This is a genomic window from Streptomyces sp. NPDC054770 (assembly GCF_053611985.1).
This window is the reverse complement of the sequence record NZ_JBSHBL010000077.1, coordinates 1-19250: the sequence shown is the minus strand read 5'-3', so window position 1 is coordinate 19250 and position 19250 is coordinate 1. Positions and strand designations below refer to the sequence as shown.

Genomic DNA, 19250 nt, shown 5'->3' with positions numbered 1-19250 from the left:
TCAGCGGAGGGCGCCGGTGAGGCCGAGGGTGCGGGCGACCCGGGCGAGGGAGCGGTTCTGCTGCTGCTCGTAGAGGGCGAAGGGGTCGAGGACCTCGCGGCCCATAGCGCCGGAGAGCCAGTCGGCGTCGTAGGCGGTGCCTTGCCGGTCGTCGTCGCGGGTGGCCTCGCCCTCGCCGCCGAGGTTGGACTGGAAGATGCCGGCGGCGGAGCGGGGCAGGAAGTCCTCGTAGACGACGGGTTCGGCGCGCACCCAGCGCTGCCGCACCAGTTCCGCGACACCGGTGGGCGGTGTGCGGCCGTCGTGCGGGCGGTCGTCGGCGGGCCGGTAGGTGAAGTACGCCAGCCCCTGGGCCGCCAGTTCCTCCTCGCTGCCGGGCAGGTGCTGCTCCCAGACCGCTCGCGCGATGTCGGCGCGCGCGGCCGCGGGGTGCCGGGCCGTCTGCTCGTCGACGCGCCCGAGGAGTTCGTCGTACAGTGCACGCCCCTCCCGGGTGAGGGCGATGCCGCGGGCCTCGACCTCGCCGAAGCGCACCCGCAGGGCGCCGCTGACGACGCTGCCGTCCTCGGTGCGCATGGCGCGGGGTTCGGCCAGGGCGCGGAAGGAGGTCTGGCGCAGCAGGACGTCGGGGCCCTTCCAGGCGGGCGGGCCCTGGATGGTGTCGATCATCTCGATGCCGCGGTCGGTCATCCGGCGGTACAGCTCGTCGATGTCCAGGACGCGCGGCGTGAGGTGGTTGATGTGGGTGCTGCGGACGCCGCCGATGTCCGCGGCGACGGCGGAGACCTTCTCCAGGGTCCGGTACCAGGCCCGGTCCACCGGCTCGGACGACAACTCGAAGGCCCCTACCGCCAGTTCGAGGAAGCGCTCGGCGTCCTCGGCCGGCAGTCCGCGGTCGGCCGCGGCACGGTCGGCGAGCGTGAGCAGTTCCGGGGGAAAGAGCTCGCGGGCGGCGAGGAAGGTCTCCAGGCGGGCGCGCAGGCCGGTGTCGAAGAAGCGGGGGTCGTCCGGGGTGAGCAGGGAGGTGAACACCCGGAAGGGGTTGCGGGCGAGTTCCTCGCCGTCGACCGGGCGGAAGGCGGTGGAGACGACGGGGACGGCGCTGGCCGCGGCCTCCCGCAGGTCGTAGAAGCCGACCGGGTGCATGCCGAGGGCGCCGAAGACGCGGGCGACCTGGTGCAGTTCGCGCGGTGTGCCGACGCGGATGGCGCCGTGCCGCTCGGCGGTGACCCTGCCGATGGAGCCGAGGCGTTCGGCGTCGGCTCCGCGGGTGCGCAGGACGTCCTCGTTGACCTCGCGGGAGACGTCCACCAGCGTCGTGTAGGCGGGCACCTCCCGGCCGTACATCTCCGACAGCCGCACCGCGAACGCGGCCCGCAGCTGCCACTGACCGGTCATTGACATGGTTCGGCCCTTTCGGGGACGGGCGACGGTGCCGCGATCACGTCTTCGATGGTCGCCGACCGGACCGCCGCCGTACAGATGACAGGGCCGCCTGAGGGCGCCGGGAAAAGCGCAGATGGGCGCGGTGCGGAAAACCCAGTGGACCGATCTTCACAGGTGATCCCTAACATATGGCGTCAAGACAACCATGCGACCGGCTCGTTGGAACGCGGGCCGGTCGGGGTCGCCGATGCCAGGGTCCGCTCCCCGGGCTGCGGTGATCTTCCTACCCAGGAGGACCTTCCGCATGTTCCGACGAATTGGCACTGCCGTCGTCCGACATCCAGTCTGGACGATCGTGGCATGGCTGATCGCGGCGGTGGCGATCGTCGCCACCGCCCCGAGCCTGCCCTCGAACAGCGACGAGAGCAGCTTCCTGCCCAAGAGTTACGAGTCCATCAAAGCGGCCGATCTCCAGGCGAAGGCGTTCCCCAGCGCCTTCACCCCGTCCGCGATCGCGCTCTACCAGCGCACCGACGGCGGCACGCTCACCGCCGAGGACAAGAAGGACGTCTCCCGGTTCGCCACCGAGCTGGGCGGCAAGCACATCGACCAGGTCCAGAAGGTCGTCCCCGGCCAGCCGTCGAAGGACGGCAGGTACGACCTGATCCTGGTGCAGATGGACAGCAAGAACGCCGGTCAGCCCGTGCAGGCGGACGCGGCCAAGGTGTTGCGCGACGACGTCAAGCAACTGGCCAAGGGCACGGACCTGGAGGTCAAACTGGGCGGTTCGGCCGCGCAGGCCCTGGACCAGCAGGACTCGTCCAAGCGCGGTGAGGCGCTGATCGGCATCGGCACGTTCGTGATCATCCTGGTCACCCTGCTGATCATCTTCCGGGCGCCGATCCTCGCGTTCCTGCCGCTGATCGTGATCGGTGTGGTGTCCGCGATCGCCAACGGGCTCATCGCGTACGCCACCAAGCTGTTCGGCCTCCAGGCCAACAGTTCCGTGTCGTCGATCCTGATCGTCGTGCTGTTCGGCGTGGGCACGGACTACTTCCTGTTCCTGATGTTCCGGTACCGCGAACGCCTGCGCGCGGGTGACGAACCCAAGCAGGCCATGGTCAACGCGGTCGCGCGGGTCGGCGAGGCCATCGCCTCCGCGGCCGGCGCGGTCATCATCGCCTTCCTCGCGCTGGTGCTGTCCACGCTCGGGTTCCTCAAGCAGATGGGCCCGGCGCTGGCCATCGCGGTCTCCGTCACCCTGGTCGCCGGCCTCACCCTGATCCCGGCCGTCGTGTCGCTGATCGGCCCGAAGGTGTTCTGGCCCTCGAAGTCCTGGCAGCAGGAGCCCTCGAACGCCCGTTTCGCGGCCCTGGGCCGTGGTGTGCAGCGCCGCCCGGGGCTGACCGCCGCGGTCTCCGGTCTCGTGCTGGTGGTGCTGTCACTGGGCACCCTGGGCTTCCACGCCACGTTCGACCTGGCGTCGGGCTCCATGCCCAAGACCAAGGAGTCCATGGTCGTCCAGGACCGGATGCAGAGCGCGTACTCGGCCGGTGCCGCCGCGCCCACCGACGTCTACCTCTCCAGCACCGACGGCAAGCCGCTGGACACGTCGTCCTTCGACGCGTACGCGCGGAAGCTCGGGGCCGTGGACGGGGTCGCGAGCGCCCGCATGGCCCAGGTGAACAAGGCCGGAACCACGGCGGACTTCACCGTCACCCTCAAGTACGAGGCGTCCACGGACAAGGCGATAGACGCCGTGGGCCGGGTGCGTGACGTCGCGCACGCCGACGCCCCCTCGGGGACCGAGGCACTCGTCGGCGGCATGTCCTCGATCTACAAGGACATCGACTCAGCGGTCAACCACGACTACCGGACGGTGTTCCCCGTCGCCGCCCTGCTGATCATGGTGATCCTGGGGCTGCTGCTGCGCAGCGTGGTCGCTCCCTGGTACCTGATCGCCTCGGTGGGACTCGGCTTCGGCGCCACGCTCGGCGCCACGGTCTGGATCTTCCAGGAGGCGCAGAACAAGCCGGGACTGATGTTCATGCTCCCGGTGATCATGTATCTCTTCGTGGTCGCCATCGGCACGGACTACAACATCCTCATGATCGCCCGGCTCCGCGAGGAGGCCCGCGAGGGCCGGGAGCCGCGCGAGGCGGCCGGCATGGCGCTGCGGCACGCGGGTCCCACCGTGGCCGCGGCGGGCTTCATCCTGGCGGCGACCTTCGCCACGATGATGCTGGCGGGCAACGCGCTGCTCACGGAGATGGGTTTCGCGGTCTCCTTCGGCATCGCGGTGGCCGCCTTCGTCATGGCGATGTTCTTCACCCCGAGCCTCACGGCGCTGATCGGCCACGCGGCCTGGTGGCCGGGCCATGCCGACCGGGCGGAACCGGCGGCGGGCACGGGCACCGGGCACGAGGGTGCGGCGCCGGTGGCCGGGGAGGACCGGAACACGCCCGCGGGGCGGCGCAGCTAGGCGCTCCGCTGGAAGTGCCGCGATGTGCCGTCTGCCGTCAGCCGTCAGCGGCGCCGTCGTGGCTGGTCGCGCAGTTCCCCGCGCCCCTTTGGGGCGCTGCCGAACCGCGGTCCGCGAGGGGCGCGATTCCGGTCGCGTACGGGCGGGGTCCGGGGGAAGCCGTAGAGCTGACCCCGGACCCCGTCCTCGTCGAGGTGATGCATGACGTTCTTCGCGCTCTCCCGCACGCAGCCGTTGCGGCTGCTGTCGGCCACCGAACTGGCCGCGGAGCACGACCGGCTCCGGGCCGAGACCGCCCAGCTGCGACAGGCCGTCACGTCGCACGCCGTCATCGACCAGGCCATCGGCGCGGTCGTCGCCTTCGGCCGGATGTCTCCGGAGAAGGCCTGGGAGGTCCTGCGCGAGGTGTCCCAGCACACCAACACCAAGCTGCGCACCGTCGCCGAGCACGTCCTGACGTACGCGCAGGGCAAGCCCGTGCCGGACTTCGACAAGGCCGCCCTGCGGCGGGCGATCGACCGGTGCTGGGCCTGTGGGGTTCCCTCGCGGCATTGACTTCGCGTGACGATCGTGAAAAATACGAGATGCCAGATCGCGGTGAAAGGACGGCTCCGTTGGCTACTCCGGCTCCTGAAGCGGTCCGAGCCGTCCACCGGTGCCGGGTGGAGTGGCCGGACACCGATGCCTCCGGGCACTACCACAACTCGGCGGTGGTGCGGTTCGTGGAGGCGGCCGAGGCGGCCCTGGTGCGCGAGCGGGGCGTCGTCGGCTATTTCGGTGCCGCGCCACGGGTGCGCTACGAGGTCGACTTCACCGCTCCGCTCTGGTTCCAGCAGGAGGTGACGACCGTCCTGACCGTCGAGCGCGTCGGCACGTCCTCGATGACGTTCGGGTTCGAGGTGTGGGGCGAGGAGATCGACGGCCGGCCCAGGCAGCTCGCCGCGTCCGGCCGCTACACGGTCGTCCACGTGCCGCAGCGGGCGGACCGGACGAGTACCCCCTGGCCCGCCGAGTGGATCACCGCCCTCGCCCCGGCCCCTGGTGCAGGAACCGGCGTGACCGGCGCCCGGCAGCCGTAGCGGTCGCCGTGGCCGCACGTGGTGGGCCGGTCACGGAGGCCGACCCACCGCGCGCGTGTCGTGTCGTGTCGTGTCGTCGCCGGTGCTACGCCGCGAGAGCGTGCCCCGGGTGCAGGACGACCTTGGTGTAGCCCTCGATCCGCTGGTCGAACTTCTCGTAGGCGCCCGGCGCCTCCTCCAGCGGCAGTTCGTGGGAGACCACGAAGCTGGGCTTGGCCCGCCCCGCGATGATCAGGTCACGCAACTGCCGGTTGTACTGCTTGACGTTGCACTGACCGGTGCCCATCCGCTGCCCCTTCTCGAACATCCTGCCGATGGACACCAGCAGCTGGCCGTGCTTGGCGTGCTCGTCGGGTCCGCCCGGGTCGGACGGGACGTACAGGCCCGGTACGCCGAGCATGCCGGTCGGCCGTACCGTCTCGACGAGGGTGTTCAGGACGACGGCGGGTTCCTCGTGGCTCGCGTCGTGCGCCTGGGCCTGGTAGCCGACGGCGTCGACACCCTTGTCCGTTCCCTCGCCCCCGGTCTGTTCCTTGATCTGTTCGGCCGGGTCGCCCTTGGTGAAGTCGATCGGTATCGCTCCGATCTGCTCCGCCTTGGCGAGCCGCTCGGGCACGCGGTCGACCGAGAACACCTTGGCCGCACCGCGCAGCAGCGCGGAGTACGCGGCCATCAGCCCGACCGGGCCGGCCCCGAAGACGGCGACGCTCTCGCCCGGAATCACCTGAGCGAGCTCGCAGCCGTGGTAGCCGGTCGGGAAGATGTCCGCGAGCAGCACGAAGTCCGTCTCGAACTCGTTGCCCGGCGGCAGCTTCAGGCAGTTGAAGTCGGCGAACGGTACCCGCAGCAGCTCTGCCTGCCCGCCCTTGTAGGGGCCCATGGCCACATAGCCGTAGGCACCGCCGGCGAAGCCCGGATTCACCGTGAGGCAGAAGCCGGTCCGGCCGGCCAGGCAGTTCTTGCAGAAACCGCAGGCGACGTTGAAGGGCATGACCACCCGGTCGCCCTCGGACAGCGAGGTCACGCCGGAGCCGATCTCCTCGACGATGCCGAGGTTCTCGTGACCGAAGACGATGCCCGACTCGGCGGCCGTACGCCCTTCGTACATGTGCAGGTCGGATCCGCAGATGGCGGTCGACGTGACCCGTACCAGCACGTCGTTCGGGTGCTGGATGCGCGGATCGTCGACGTCCCGGACCGTGACACTGAAGGGCTTCTCGTAGACGACGGCTTTCACCTGGCTCACCTCCGTGTCGAACGCCGGGCGACGACGGACCGCGCGGGCCAAGGCCTGGCCAGGGGGAACAGCCGGGACGGAGCCCACGGTCCGTACCGCGACCCTGGGCGCTCTTGTTTCACCATCGGATACTTCCAGAGAACGCCGATCGCACAGGCGCTGCAACCCCGGCCCCGACGACGCCCTCCTACACGGAAAGTGCCTGGCCCAGCGAGCCGCGGACACCTGCGGTGCGGTCGGCCGTAGGCTCGCCAACGGGGATGACCGGCAAGGGTGTTGGACCAAGGGGGAGCCTGGTGGGAGTGACGAGGGCGTCGGCTGTGCGGCCCGTTGCGGAGTTGCTCGTCGAGAACTCCGTGCGGCACGGCGGCAAAGTCGCCTTCGCCGATGACCGGCGGACGGTGAGCTGGGCCGAGCTGGAGCTCAGGACCGGCCGGTTGGCAGCCGGCCTGAGGCTCCTACCGGGGATCGGCCGCGCCGCCCGGGTGGCGTTCTGCCTGAACGACGGCGTGGAGCTGGTCGAGGGGCTGCTCGCCACGGTGCGGGCCGGCCTGGTGGGGGTGCCGCTGAGCTCCCGCGCCACGGACGCCGAGCTCGCCGGGCTGCTGGCCGACTGCGATCCGGCGGTGCTGGTCACCGACCGACACGGCCTGCCACGGATCACCCGGCTGACGGCCGGCCGTCCCGTCCGGCTGCTGGTCACCGGCGAGGAACCACTGCCCGGCCGGATCGCCGACGCGGGTCCGCTGCCCGACCTGCTCGCCGACGCGGGTCCGCTGCCCGACCTGCTCGCCGACGCGGGTCCGCTGCGCGACCGGCTCGCCGCCTGGGAGGCACTGGCCGTGACCCCGTCGCCCGCTCCCCCGGACGACCTCGGCCTGGACGAGCCGGCCTGGCTGCTCTACACCTCCGGGACCTCCGGCACCAGCCGGGCCGCGATCTCCAGCCAGCGGTCCGCGCTGTGGTCGTCGGCCGCCTGCTATCTGCCCCGGCTCGGGCTGTCGGCGGCGGACCGCGTCCTGTGGCCGCTGCCCCTCTCGCACACCTACGCCCACTCGCTCGGCGTCCTGGGCACCACCATGGCCGGGGCGAGCGCCCGGATCACCACGGTCCGGGAACCGGCCGCGCTGGTACGGCTGGTCACCGAGTTCGCGCCGACCGTCCTGGCCGGGGTGCCCCTCACCTACCGGCAGTTGCTGGACGCCGGACTGGGTGCCGTGCCCTCGCTGCGGCTGTGCGTCACGGCCGGCGCACCCTGCGACCCCGGGCTGCGGGAGGAGGCCGAGGCGCGGTTCGGCGCCCCGCTGCTGGACGGCTACGGCAGCACCGAGACCTGCGGCAAGATCGCCATGGAGTCGCCGAGCGGGCCGCGCGTGCGGGGCAGCAGCGGGATGCCGCTGCCCGGTATGGAGGTGGAGGTGAGGGCGGCCGTCGGGGCGGAGCAGACCGGTGGGGACGGCAGGGACCGTGAGGACGGCGAGATCTGGGTCCGCGGCCCCGGCGTCATGCTCGGCTACCACGACCGGCCCGAGGAGACCGCCGCCGTACTGCGGGACGGCTGGTACCGCACGGGTGACCTGGGCCGGCTCGACGAGCACGGTTTCCTGACCGTCACCGGCCGGGCGGGCGACCGGATCGTGCGCGGCGGCGAGAACGTCGACCCGGCCGAGGTGGAGCGGGTGCTGTGCGGGCTGCCCGGGGTACGGGACGCGGCCGTGGTCGGGCGGGCCCATCCGCTGCTCGGTGAGGTTCCGGTGGCGTTCGTGGTGCCGGACCGCCCGGACCTCGACCCGGCGCCGCTGCTGCGCGGCTGCGCCGCGGTGCTCTCCGCGCACAAGGTGCCCGAAGAGGTGCTGCTGACCCCGGCGGTCCCGCGCACCTCCGGCGGCAAACCGCGCCGGGCCCTGCTGCGCCGGGCGCTCACCGACCGCCCGGCCGATCCGGGGCTCGCCGAACTGGCCGGCCGGACGCCCGGTGAGCGGCGGGCCGCGCTGACCGACCTGGTGTGCACGGAGACGGCGGCGATCCGGGGGACGGCCGCCGATCCGGGCACGGCGTTCGCCGACCTCGGTCTGACGTCGATGGACGCCATGACCCTGTGGCACCGGCTCGGCACCCGCACCGGGCTGCGGCTGCCGGCCACCCTGGTGTGGGACCACCCGAACCCGGCCGCGGTCGCGGCCCACCTGGACGCTTTGCTGCACGGTACGGCCGGGCCCGCCCTCGCGGGGACGGCCGGTCCCGCGCCGGACGGGACGGCCGGGAACGGCACGGCCGGGGCGGCCGGGAGCGGGCCCCGGCGCGGTCCGGAGGCCGAGCCGGTGGCCATCGTGGCGGCCGGCTGCCGCTACCCGGGCGGCGTGAGCTCGCCCGAGGACCTCTGGCGCCTGGTGGCCGAAGGACGCGACGCCACCGGCGGGTTCCCCACCGACCGGGGCTGGGACCTGGCGTCGCTGCACCATCCCGACCCCGACCGGCCCGGGACGACGTACACGCGCCGCGGCGGATTCCTCGACGGGGTCGCGGACTTCGACCCGCTGTTCTTCGGCATGTCGCCCCGCGAGGCGCTGGCCACCGATCCCCAGCAGCGGCTGCTCCTCGAGGTGGCCTGGGAGACCTTCGAACGCGCCGGTGTCCCGGCGCCGGAGCTGCGCGGCAGCGACACCGGGGTGTTCGTCGGCCTGATGCACGCCGGCGGGTACGGCGGCGGACGGTCGGCGCAGGAGCTGGAGGCCCAGCTCGGCATCGGCTCGTCGCCGAGCGTGGCGTCCGGCCGGATCTCCTACGTCCTGGGGCTGCGCGGTCCGGCGCTGACGCTGGACACGGCGTGTTCGTCCTCGCTGGTGGCGCTGGACCTGGCGGCCCGGTCGCTGCGGGCCGGGGAGTGTTCGCTGGCGCTGGCGGGCGGGGTGACGGTGCTGTCGAATCCGCGGCCGTTCGTCGTGTTCAGCCGGTTGCGCGGGCTGTCGCCGGACGGGCGCTGCCGGTCGTTCGCGGCGGGCGCGGACGGCACCGCCTGGGCCGAGGGCGTCGGTCTGGTGCTGCTGGAACGGCTGTCGGACGCCCGCCGCAACGGCCATCCGGTGCTGGCGGTGCTGCGCGGTTCCGCCGTCAACTCGGACGGGGCGTCGAACGGCCTGACCGCCCCCAACGGCGAGGCGCAGCGGGACCTGATCCGGCTGGCACTGGCCGACGCGGGGCTGGCGGGGTCCGACGTCGACGCGGTCGAGGGGCACGGTACGGGCACCGCGCTCGGCGACCCGATCGAGGCGGGCGCCCTGCTCGCGACCTACGGGCAGCGCCGTGACCCGGCCGACCCGCTGTGGCTGGGCTCGGTGAAGTCCAACCTGGGGCACACCCAGGCCGCTTCGGGGGTGGCGGGCCTGATCAAGATGATCGAGGCGCTGCGCCACGACGAACTGCCCGCCTCGCTGTACGCGGAGCAGCCGTCGCCGCACGTCGACTGGTCCGGCGGTGCGGTGCGGCTGCTCGACCGGGCCCGCCCGTGGCCGCGCCGGGACCGTCCGCGGCGGGCGGCGATCTCGTCGTTCGGTATCGGCGGCACGAACGCCCACGTGATCATCGAGGAGCCGACGGAGGCCGAACCGGCGGAGAGCATCGCGGCCGGCGTGGACCCGGCCGCGCCGCTGCCCCGGCCGCTGCCGCCGATGCCCTGGCTGGTCGGCGGGGGCGACGAGGCCGGGCTGCGCGCCCATGCCGCGAGGCTGGCCGAAGAGCTTGCCGGCGTACGGGACGACGCGGACGCCCTGGACGTCGCGTTCTCGCTGGCCACCACCCGGGCCCCGCTGTCACAGCGGGCGGCCGTGCCGGCCACGGACGCCGAAGGCCTGCTCAGGGGGTTGCGCGAGCTCGCCGTCGGCGACGACGGTCCGGCACTGCTGCGAGGCACCGCGCGCCCACGTCCCAGAGTGGCGCTTCTCTTCCCCGGTCAGGGCGCCCAGCGCCCCGGGATGGGCAGCGACCTGCGGGCGGCCTTCCCCGCCTTCGACGCGGCGTTCACCGGTCTGTGCGAGGAGTTCACCCCCTGGCTCGACCGCCCCCTGCTGGAGGTGATCGACGACCCGGACCCGGCCGTGCTGGACCGTACCGACTACGCGCAACCCGCGCTCTTCGCCTACGCGGTTGCCCTGCACTCCCTCCTCGCCGGCTTCGGCGTACGGCCGGACCGGCTGGTCGGGCACTCGGTCGGCGAGCTGGCCGCCGCCCATGTCGCCGGGGTGTTCTCCCGTGCCGACGCGGTACGGCTGGTCGCCGCGCGCGGCCGGCTGATGGCGGAGCTGCCCGCGGGCGGCGCGATGATCGCGGTCCGGGCGCCGCTGGCCGAGGTGGCGCCCCTGCTCGACGGGGTTCCGGGGCGGGCCGTCGCGGTCGCGGCGGTGAACGGCCCTCAGTCGGTCGTGCTCTCCGGGCCCGAGGACGCGGTGACGGCGCTGGCCGCCGCCGTCGGGGGGCCGCGGCGCCGGCTGCGGGTGAGCCATGCCTTCCACTCGCCGCTGCTGGACCCGGTGCTGGCCGAGTACCGCGCGGTCGCCGAGTCGGTGACCTACCGGCGGCCGTCCGTACCGGTCGTGTCCACGCTCACCGGGCGCGCGGAGACGGACGCGCTCGCCACCGCCGGGCACTGGGTGCGGCAGGCCCGTGAGACGGTCCGGTTCGCCGACGCGGTGGGTGTGCTCGCCGAGGACGGCGTCACGGCCTTCGTGGAGGCCGGGCCGTCCCCCGCGCTCGGCGTGGCGGCCGAGGAGTGCGTCGGGCCGGACGCGGGCGCGGTGTTCGTGTCGTGCGGCGACGCCCGGACGACGGTCGAGGCGCTGGCCGCGCTGCACGTGCACGGGACCGGGGTGGACTGGCGGTCGGTGTACGCGGACTCCGGTGCCCGACGGCGTCCGCTGCCCACCCACCCCTTCCGGCGGCAGCGCTACTGGCTGGACGCCGCCCGGCAGCAGAGCGGGTCCGGGCATCCCCTGCTGGGCGAGCCGGTGCCCGATGCCGACGGCCCCGGGATCCGGCACACCGCCGTGCTGTCCCTGGACCGCCATCCCTGGCTGGCCGACCATGCGATCGGCGGCCGGGTGGTGGTGCCCGCGACCGTCTTCGCCGAGCTGGCGGCCGGTGCCGACGGCTCGGCGGGGCCGGTCCGGCTGGCCGAACTCGCCCTGCACGCCCCGCTCGTCCTCGCTCCCGGGCGGGCGGCGCAGGTGCAGGTGGTGGCCGGGGCGCCGGACGGGACGGGCGGGCGGCCGGTCACCGTCTGGGGCCGGCGGGCCGACACGTCCGGGCCGTGGACCCGGCACGCCACCGCGACGACCGCCCCGGCCGAGGCGCCGCCCGCGGAAGCGCCCGGCGTCTGGCCGCCGGCGGGCGCGGCGGGGATCGCCGTCGACTACGAGCGCCTCGCCGACCTGGGCCACGGCTACGGGCCGGCCTTCCGCGCGGTGACCGCGCTCTGGCGCCGGGACGAGGAGACCTTCGCCGAACTGGCGCTGCCGCCCGGTGAAGCGGTGACCGCGCGGTCGTACACCCTGCATCCGGCCCTGTTCGACGCGGCCCTGCACGCCGCGCTGCTGGCCGAGGAGCCGGGCGAGCCGAAGGCGCCGGTGACCTGTTCCGGGGTGACGGTGTACGCGACCGGCACCGCCGCCGCGCGAGCGGTCGTACGACGGCTCGGCCCGGACGAGTTCAGCGTCACCCTCACCGACCGCGCCGGGCTGCCGGTGGCGGCCGTGGAGTCCGTGGTCACCCGGACGATCCCGGCGGCCGGGCCGCAGGCCGAGACGTACCGGCTCACCTGGCGGCCCGTGACCGCGACCGCGACCGCGACCGGCAACGCGAGTCCGGACGGCAGCGCGGGCCAGGCCGACGCCGCGAGCCCGGAGCACGAAGTGCTCGACGTGGCCTCGCTGGCCGCCGCCCTGCCCCCGGACACGCCCCTGCCCGACCGGGTACGGGCGTTGCTCACCGCCGTGCTGGAGCGGGTGCGGGACTGGACCGCCGGTGCACGGCCGGGGCGGCTGCTGGTCCTCACCGGGAATGCCACCGGGGACGCGCCCGACCTGGCCGAGGCCGCCGTCGCCGGGCTGGTCCGCAGCGCCGGGTCCGAACATCCCGGCAGGCTCGTGCTGGTCGACCGGCAGGGCGCTCCGGCCACGACGGCGGCCGTGGCGGCGGCGCTGCGCTCCGGCGAGCCGGAACTCGCCCTGCGCGCCGATGTCGTCATGGCACCCCGGCTGGCCCCCGCCGATCCGCCGACCGCCGAGGCCGCCAAGCCTGCCGAACTGGATCCCGAGGGGACCGTCCTCGTCACCGGAGGCACCGGTGCGCTCGGGGCGAGCCTGGCCCGGTACCTGGTCGCCGAACGCGGGGTGCGTCACCTGCTGTTGGCCGGCCGGAGCGGGAAGGTACCGGACTGGGCGGGCGAACTGGCCGCCGACGTAGGCGTGGTGGCGTGCGACGTGAGCGACCGGGCGGCGGTGGACGCGCTGGTCGCGTCCTGCCGGCCGCCGCTCACCGCGGTCTTCCATCTGGCCGGGGTGGTGGACGACGGCGTGACGGACGCCATGACGCCCGAGCGGCTCGCGGCCGTGCTCGCACCGAAGGCGGACGGTGCCTGGCATCTGCACGAGGCGACGCAGGACCTCGGTCTGGCCGCCTTCGTGCTCTATTCCTCGGCCGCGGGCGTGCTCGGCAGGCCGGGACAGTCGAACTACGCCGCCGCGAACGGGTTCCTGGACGCGCTCGCCCGCTATCGGGTGGCCCGCGGCCTGCCGGCGCAGTCGCTGGCATGGGGACCGTGGACCACCGCGGGCGCGGAGGGCATGGCGGGCCGGGTGGCGCCGGACCGGCTCCGCGAGGGCGGTGTGCTGCCCGTCGGCGAGCGGGAGGGCATCGCTCTTCTCGACGCCGCGCTGCGCCGTGCGGAACCGGTCCTGGTACCGGTGCCGCTGGACCTGCGGGCGGCCGCGGGACCGGACGCGCCGCCCGTCCTCGCCGACCTGTTGCCGCGCAGCCCGGCCGCGGTCGCCGCGACGCCCCACGACGACACCACCCGGACGCCCGGCGCCTGGCGCGAGCGGATCGCCGCCGTCGCATCCCCCGAACGCGCGCAGCTGCTGGCCGAGTTGATCCGCGCCGAGATCGCGGCGGTGCTGGGCTTCCCGGACCCGTCCGCGCTGCCCGCCGAACGCTCCTTCACCGAGATCGGATTCGACTCCCTCTCCGCGGTGCAGGTCCGCAACCGCCTCAGCGCCTTCACCCGGGTCCGGCTGTCACCGACGGTCGTACTGGAGTACCCGACGCTTCCCGAGCTGACGGCACATATCCACGGGGTGCTGCTCGACGACGGCGCGGTGCCGGGACCGGACATGCAACCGGAACCGGAACCGGGAGCAGAAACGGAAACGGATCCGGAGCCTGCCGACGGCGCCCGGCAACCCCGGCCCGAGCCCACGCCACCGACCACCTCGCCCGCCCGACTCCCCCACGCCCCGTACCGGTTCAGCCCCCTCTACCACCGTGTCCTGCGCGAGGAAGGGCCGAAGGAGGCGATGACGCTGCGCTTCTTCGCGTCGTACGCCCTGCCGGTCTTCTCCGACCAGGAGCGGGCCCGGCACACCGTCCCGCCGCTCCAGCTCGCCCACGGCGACGGCACCCCGCTGGTCTACCTCCCCGACTACCTGGCACCGCACCTGCGCCTGCCCACCCGCCTGGCCCGGCAGTTCGACGGCGAGCGGGATCTGCATGTGCTGGAGCATCCCGGTTTCGGCACCCGGCGGGCCGTTCCGGACAGCGTGGCCACGCTGGTGCGGGCGCACGCCGACACCGTGCGCTCGCTGCCCGTCGAGCGGCCGCCCGTCCTGGTCGGCTACTGCGCGGGCGGGGCGATCGCCCATGCCGTGGCACGCGAGCTGGCGGCGGAGGGCGAACCGCCGGCCGGGGTGGTGCTGCTCGACACGCATGCCGGGGTGCTGCGCCGCGGGGACGCTCGCGGGCAGGCGCTGATGGCCGCGGGTGCCGCGCTCGACGCCGAGGTGGTCGACCGGCTGGACGACTCGTTGCTGATCGTCGGGGGCGGGTACGCCCGGGTATTGGAGAGCTGGCGGCCCGAACCGTCCCCGGTCCCGGCCCTGTTGCTGCGCGGCCGGCCCACCGCGGAGATGCTGCGCGGCGCGCCCGGCGCCGACTGGCGGCCGCACTGGCCGCTGCCGCACGACGGCGTCGACGTGCCCGGCGACCACTACTCCCTGCTCCACCAGGAAGCCGCCGGCACGGCTACGGCGATCCGCGCCTGGCTGCCCAACTGACCACCGCCCCCGGCTCGTTCGGAAAAGGAGCTCCCGCATGTCTTCGCGGCACAAGGAGTACGAGGAGCACGTGGACCATGAGGAGTACGACCTGATCGTCGTCGGGGGCGGGCCGGCCGGCTCGACCGCCGCGACGGCCGTGGCCCGGCGCGGGCACCGCGTGCTGGTGCTGGAGCGGGAGACCTTCCCCCGCTACCAGATCGGCGAGTCGCTGCTGCCCGCCACGGTCCACGGCCTGTGCCGTCTGCTCGGGGTCGCCGACGAGGTCGCGGAGGCCGGTTTCACCCTCAAGCGCGGCGGGACCCTGCGCTGGGGCCGGGACCCGGAGCCCTGGCAGTTCTCCTTCGCGACGACCCCCCGGCTGCCGGATCCCACGGCGACCGCCTTCCAGGTGGAGCGTTCCCGGTTCGACGAGATCCTGCTGCGCAACGCGGCACGCGCGGGTGCCGAGGTCCGCGAGGGCTGCCCGGTGCGCCGGGTGCTGAGCGAGGGCGAGCGGGTGTGCGGTGTCGAGTACACCGGCCGGGACGGCACCCCGCGCACCGCGCACGCGCGGTTCGTCGTCGACGCGTCCGGCAACACCAGCCGGATCCACGCCCGGGTGGGCGGGGCCCGGGTGTACTCGGACTTCTTCCGCAACCTCGCCGTGTTCGGCTACTACGCGGGCGGCCGACGGCTGCCCGCGCCGAACGACGGCAACATCTTCTGCGCCGCGTTCGACGCCGGCTGGCTCTGGTACATCCCGCTGCGCTCCGACCTGACCAGCGTCGGCGCCGTGATCGCGCCGGAGCACTACGCGGCCGTCCAGAACGACCCGCGGGCCGCGTGGCAGGACATGATCAAGGCCTGCCCCGAGGTCGACCGGCTGCTGACGGACGTGCCGGTCGCGACCGAGCCGCCGTACGACCGGGTCCGGGTGCGCAAGGACTACTCCTACTGGAAGACGTCCCTGTGGATCCCGGGCATGGCGCTGGTCGGCGACGCCGCCTGCTTCGTGGACCCGGTGCTCTCCTCGGGTGTCCATCTGGCCACCTACGGCGCCCTGTTGGCGGCCCGTGCGGTGAACGCGGCGCTGGAGCGCAGCGTGCCCGAGGAGCGTGGCTTCGCCGAGTTCGAGGCGCGCTACCGCCGGGAGTACGGCGTGTTCTACGAGTTCCTCGTCGCGTTCTACGACATGGAGCGGGACGAGGACTCGTACTTCTGGTCGGCGAAGAAGATCACCCGGGTGGACGTCGACGAGGCCGCAGCCTTCGCCGAGCTGGCCGGGGGTGTGGCGTCGGGTGACACCGGGATACCGGCGGCCGGCGGGCTCGGTGTCCGGTGGAGCGGCGCGGCGGCCGAACTGGACGGCGCAGTGGGCCGGTTGGCCACCGCCGGTGACCGCACGAACCCGCTGCTGACCACCCGGGTCGTCACCGAGACCTTCCGCACCGGCAACGACCTCCAGGAGCAGGCCCTGTACGGCGCCCCGCTGGACGGTCCGGTCCTGCCGCCGTCCGCCCCCGGGGCGCTCGGGGTGACCGAGGACGGTCTGTCCTGGCTTCCGGTGTGACTCCCCCACGGCCTCTGTCGATCAGGTGGCCGCTCACCGCGCGAAGGGCTGCACCTCCGGCACCCGGCCCGGCAGCCCGGTGTCGTCCCGGCCGCGCAGCCGGCGGTCGAAGAAGGAGGCCAGGCAGGCCCGTTCGGCGGAGATCGCGCGGGCCGGGGCGATGGTGCCGATGAGGTTCACGACCGTCTTGCGGGGCAGGCCGAGCCGGCGGGCGAGCTGCGGGACCATCGCCTCCTCGTCGGTGAACGTGGCGTGTTCGGCGCCGCGCAGGGTCAGGCCCTCGCGGGGGCCGCGGCTGTGCCGCCACAGGGCGTTCCAGGACGGGACCGTGCTCAGGTCGTTGCCGTCCTTGCCGAGCAGCAGGAAGGGGCGGTCGAGGCCTTCGACGGCGACCGTGGAGAGGCTGCCGGAGTCGCCGTCGTCCTGGACGTAGGCGACCACGCCGTCCAGGTTGGCTCCCGCGACGATCCGCCGGTCGTCGTGCATCGCCTGGAGGGCGGTGAAGCCGCCGGCCGACTGGCCGAACATGCCGATGCGGTCCCAGTCCGGTGTGCCGCGCAGTTCCCGGGGCAGTGCACGCGGCAGTTCGTCGAGCAGGAAGCGGGTGTCGGCCACCCGTACGGCCATCGTCTTCTTCAGAAGGGCCCTGATGCGCTTCTTGTCCGGGTAGGCCTTGTCGTACTCCGCGGGCAGCACGGTGTGTTCGACCCGGCCGTCGGGGAACTGGACGGCGGTGGCGTCGTAGGTGTGGTCGAGCATCACCACGACGTAGCCGCGGGAGGCGAGGTCGTCGCAGAGGGTGGTGCCGAGGGAGCGCGGGTCGCCGGCACCGGGTGAGTAGCAGACGACCGGGTAGGGGGCCCGGTTCCGGTCGACCGGGGCTCCCTCGTGCGCGTGGGTGCGGGTGGCCGCCCAGTCGACCTGGTCGGCGGGCACGCCGGCGAGGTTGTTGACGGCGGCGAAACCGGCGGCCTCCCCGGGCAGCATCTGCGGTGCCCGGGGGCGGCCGCCGATGTCCCGCGCCGGGTAGCGGATGCTGATCATCAGCTCCCGGTACGGCTGTGCGGTGACCCAGGGGTCGGCGCGTGCGGTGTCGACCAGGCGCAGGGAGACCGTGCCCACCGGATGCGGCCCGCTGGGCGTGGGCAGGGTCAGCCCCAGCTGCCCTGCCGGGTGCGGCGCGGCCGACGCGGTGCGCGCGGCGACGGCGGACAGGGCGGTGGCGGCGACGGCCGACAGCAGGGCGGTACGGCGGGTGAGCAAGGCGGGCCTCCTCGGCTGCGCAGCCTGCGCGCACTGTGCGCACCGCGCGGACTGCGCGGACTGCGCGTGTTCAGTGACTCCTCTCAGCTTTGTGGACGGGCCCGGCGGTCACCATCCGGCAAGCCGGTTGTCAGCCCGGGGGGTTAGCCCTACGCCCGGCCCTGCCACCGGTAGGTGGCGTAGGAGCCCGCCGGTACGGTCGTCACGAAGCTCTGGCCGCCGACGGTGACCCGGACCTTGCTGTCGGTGCTGTTGGCGTTGCCGAGGACGGTGACGTAGCCGCCGTCACGGGTGCGGTAGACCACGTTGCTGACGCCGTGTTCGGTGGCGCTGGACTCCAGGCGGACGTCACCGGGCGAGAGGTACTTCGCGAACTGCCCGAGCCCGTACAGCTCGTCGCGGACCGTGAACTTCTTCGTCCCGGTGTCGACGGTCACCAGCCGGTTGGTCCACTTGGTGGTGGCGGCGACCTGGTCCCAGTCGATGTTGTTGTCCCGGGCCGGTGTCCAGTGCAGGGTGCCGCCGTCCTGGTCGGTGGTCTGGGCCCACAGGATGTACGAACCGGCGTCCAGGCGGAAGTCGTCCAGGACGGTCGAGGGCGACAGGTCGCTGGTCTCCGTGAGCTGGACGGGCTTGCCGAACTCCTCGAACGCGTCGCGCATGACCGTCGGGTCGCCCCAGTAGGGGTGGAAGGCGATGGCGTCGGCCGCCTTGCGGACCTCGGCGCCGGTCACCGAGCCGTCCGGGGCGTCCTGGAAGATGCGGTAGTAGTTCTTGGTCGCGGTGCTGTTGGGGTCGTGCCAGTCCCAGAAGTTGAAGTCGTGCACGTAGAGCTGGGTGTCCAGGTGGGCGGCGCGCATCTCGCGCTTGATGGCGAGGGCCAGTTTCTGCTGCTGCGCGATGCTGATGTCCATGGCCGGGTAGACGACGTCCATGCCGGGCTCGTTCAGCAGGGTGAGCGCGTCGACGCGGATGCCGTGCCTGGCGTACGCCTGGACGAACTTGACGTAGTACCGGGCGAACACCTCGATGCAGTCGTCCCGCAACTTGCCGACCTGGTAGTAGTCCGTGCTGCTGCCGGGCTTGAGGGCGACCTCGCCGAGGAAGCGGTTGTTCGTCTTCATCCAGGCGGGGGCGCTCCAGGCCGAGGCGAAGAACGTGGCGTGCGGGTTGTAGCGCTGGATGAGCTTGATGGTGTCGATGATGTGCAGGTCGAGGTCCCGCTGCACGGAGAAGTGCTTGAGGCCGAAGTCCTCGGTGACGCCGGCGGGCAGGTCGTCCTCCGACCAGAACGGCAGGTGCTCGATGAGGTCGGGGCTGCCGATGGTCAGCCGGAACCGGTCGAGTCCCGCGCCGTGCTTCGGGTCGACCAGGAGCCGGATGGCTTTCGCCCGCTCGGCGGGGGGGAGCTTCCACAGGTTCGAGACGCTGGTCTCGTCCAGGGAGAAGCCGATGCCCGTGTACTTCTGCCGCAGGGCGCTCGGGTCGGCGACCACGGTGGCGTCGACGGCGCCGCCCGGGTCCGCGCCGGTCCTGACGATCGGCAGGGGCTGCCACGCCTGCGCCGCGCCGGTGGAGTAGGTGCCGGTGACGACCCGGCCGTGCCCGGTGCTGCCGGTCCCGGTCCGGTCGGACTGCGCCGACGGCCCCGCGCCGATGAGTGGCAGGGTCATGACAGTAACGGCCGCGATCGCGGTGATCGTACGTCTCACAGCAACTCCTCGAGTGGACGGCAATGTGCGATCCAAGCAATATCCGTGATGTTAAGTCAAGGTGTGAAGAAAGGGTTTCGCGGTGGGCGGCGTCGGCGAGGTCATGGGCAAGCTGCACCCCCACGGTGACGCGTCGATCTACGACGCCCTGGTGCGGATGGCACAGCCCTTCTCGATGCGGCTGCCCCTCGTCGACGGCCACGGCAACTTCGGCTCCC

At 73.3% G+C, this 19250-nt stretch carries 9 protein-coding genes and 1 pseudogene; 6 read left to right on the top strand and 4 right to left on the bottom strand.

Translation table 11 applies throughout. The annotated features are described in order from the left end of the window. Positions 1 to 1398 carry a 2-oxoadipate dioxygenase/decarboxylase gene (gene hglS / locus ACWGKQ_RS41830; protein WP_453297294.1) on the bottom strand — a complete coding sequence of 466 codons (1398 nt, stop codon included), beginning with the start codon at positions 1396 to 1398 and terminating at the stop codon, positions 1 to 3. A gap of 292 nt (positions 1399 to 1690) precedes the next feature. On the opposite strand from hglS, the gene ACWGKQ_RS41825 reads away from it, so the two are divergent. The 3 genes from ACWGKQ_RS41825 (at position 1691) to ACWGKQ_RS41815 (ending at position 4947) form a co-directional block, all read left to right on the top strand. Beyond that, complete coding sequence (locus tag ACWGKQ_RS41825; protein WP_453297276.1) at positions 1691 to 3868, top strand: MMPL family transporter; 2178 nt, start codon at positions 1691 to 1693, stop codon at positions 3866 to 3868. Between the two features lie 201 nt (positions 3869 to 4069). Then, positions 4070 to 4423: an ANTAR domain-containing protein gene (locus tag ACWGKQ_RS41820; RefSeq protein ID WP_453297275.1), complete on the top strand. Its 354-nt coding sequence runs from the start codon at positions 4070 to 4072 to the stop codon at positions 4421 to 4423. Positions 4424 to 4530: 107 nt separating this feature from the next. Further along, the gene (locus ACWGKQ_RS41815; protein WP_453297274.1) at positions 4531 to 4947 is read left to right on the top strand and encodes an acyl-CoA thioesterase; all 417 of its coding nucleotides are present in this window, start codon (positions 4531 to 4533) and stop codon (positions 4945 to 4947) included. A gap of 85 nt (positions 4948 to 5032) precedes the next feature. Here the strand turns inward: ACWGKQ_RS41815 and ACWGKQ_RS41810 are convergent, their stop codons facing one another. Beyond that, the gene (locus tag ACWGKQ_RS41810) at positions 5033 to 6184 is read right to left on the bottom strand and encodes a glutathione-independent formaldehyde dehydrogenase (protein ID WP_453297273.1); all 1152 of its coding nucleotides are present in this window, start codon (positions 6182 to 6184) and stop codon (positions 5033 to 5035) included. A gap of 320 nt (positions 6185 to 6504) precedes the next feature. Here ACWGKQ_RS41810 and ACWGKQ_RS41805 point away from each other — a divergent pair, with 320 nt between their 5' ends. After that, positions 6505 to 14505, top strand: a complete 8001-nt coding sequence (locus tag ACWGKQ_RS41805; RefSeq protein WP_453297272.1) for an SDR family NAD(P)-dependent oxidoreductase — start codon at positions 6505 to 6507, stop codon at positions 14503 to 14505. Positions 14506 to 14542: 37 nt separating this feature from the next. Continuing rightward, positions 14543 to 16057, top strand: coding sequence for a tryptophan 7-halogenase (locus ACWGKQ_RS41800; RefSeq protein ID WP_453297271.1), 1515 nt, complete (start codon positions 14543 to 14545; stop codon positions 16055 to 16057). 33 nt (positions 16058 to 16090) lie between these two features. On the opposite strand, the gene ACWGKQ_RS41795 is transcribed toward ACWGKQ_RS41800, so the two are convergent. After that, entirely contained in the window at positions 16091 to 17320 is a 1230-nt protein-coding gene (locus tag ACWGKQ_RS41795; protein WP_453297270.1) for an alpha/beta hydrolase family protein, read from the bottom strand. 149 nt (positions 17321 to 17469) lie between these two features. After that, on the bottom strand, positions 17470 to 19032 hold the full coding sequence (locus tag ACWGKQ_RS41790) for a glycoside hydrolase family 30 protein (RefSeq protein WP_453297269.1): 1563 nt from the start codon (positions 19030 to 19032) through the stop codon (positions 17470 to 17472). A gap of 91 nt (positions 19033 to 19123) precedes the next feature. On the opposite strand from ACWGKQ_RS41790, the pseudogene ACWGKQ_RS41785 reads away from it, so the two are divergent. Further along, positions 19124 to 19250 (top strand): annotated as a pseudogene (locus tag ACWGKQ_RS41785) (DNA gyrase subunit A); the annotation flags it as partial.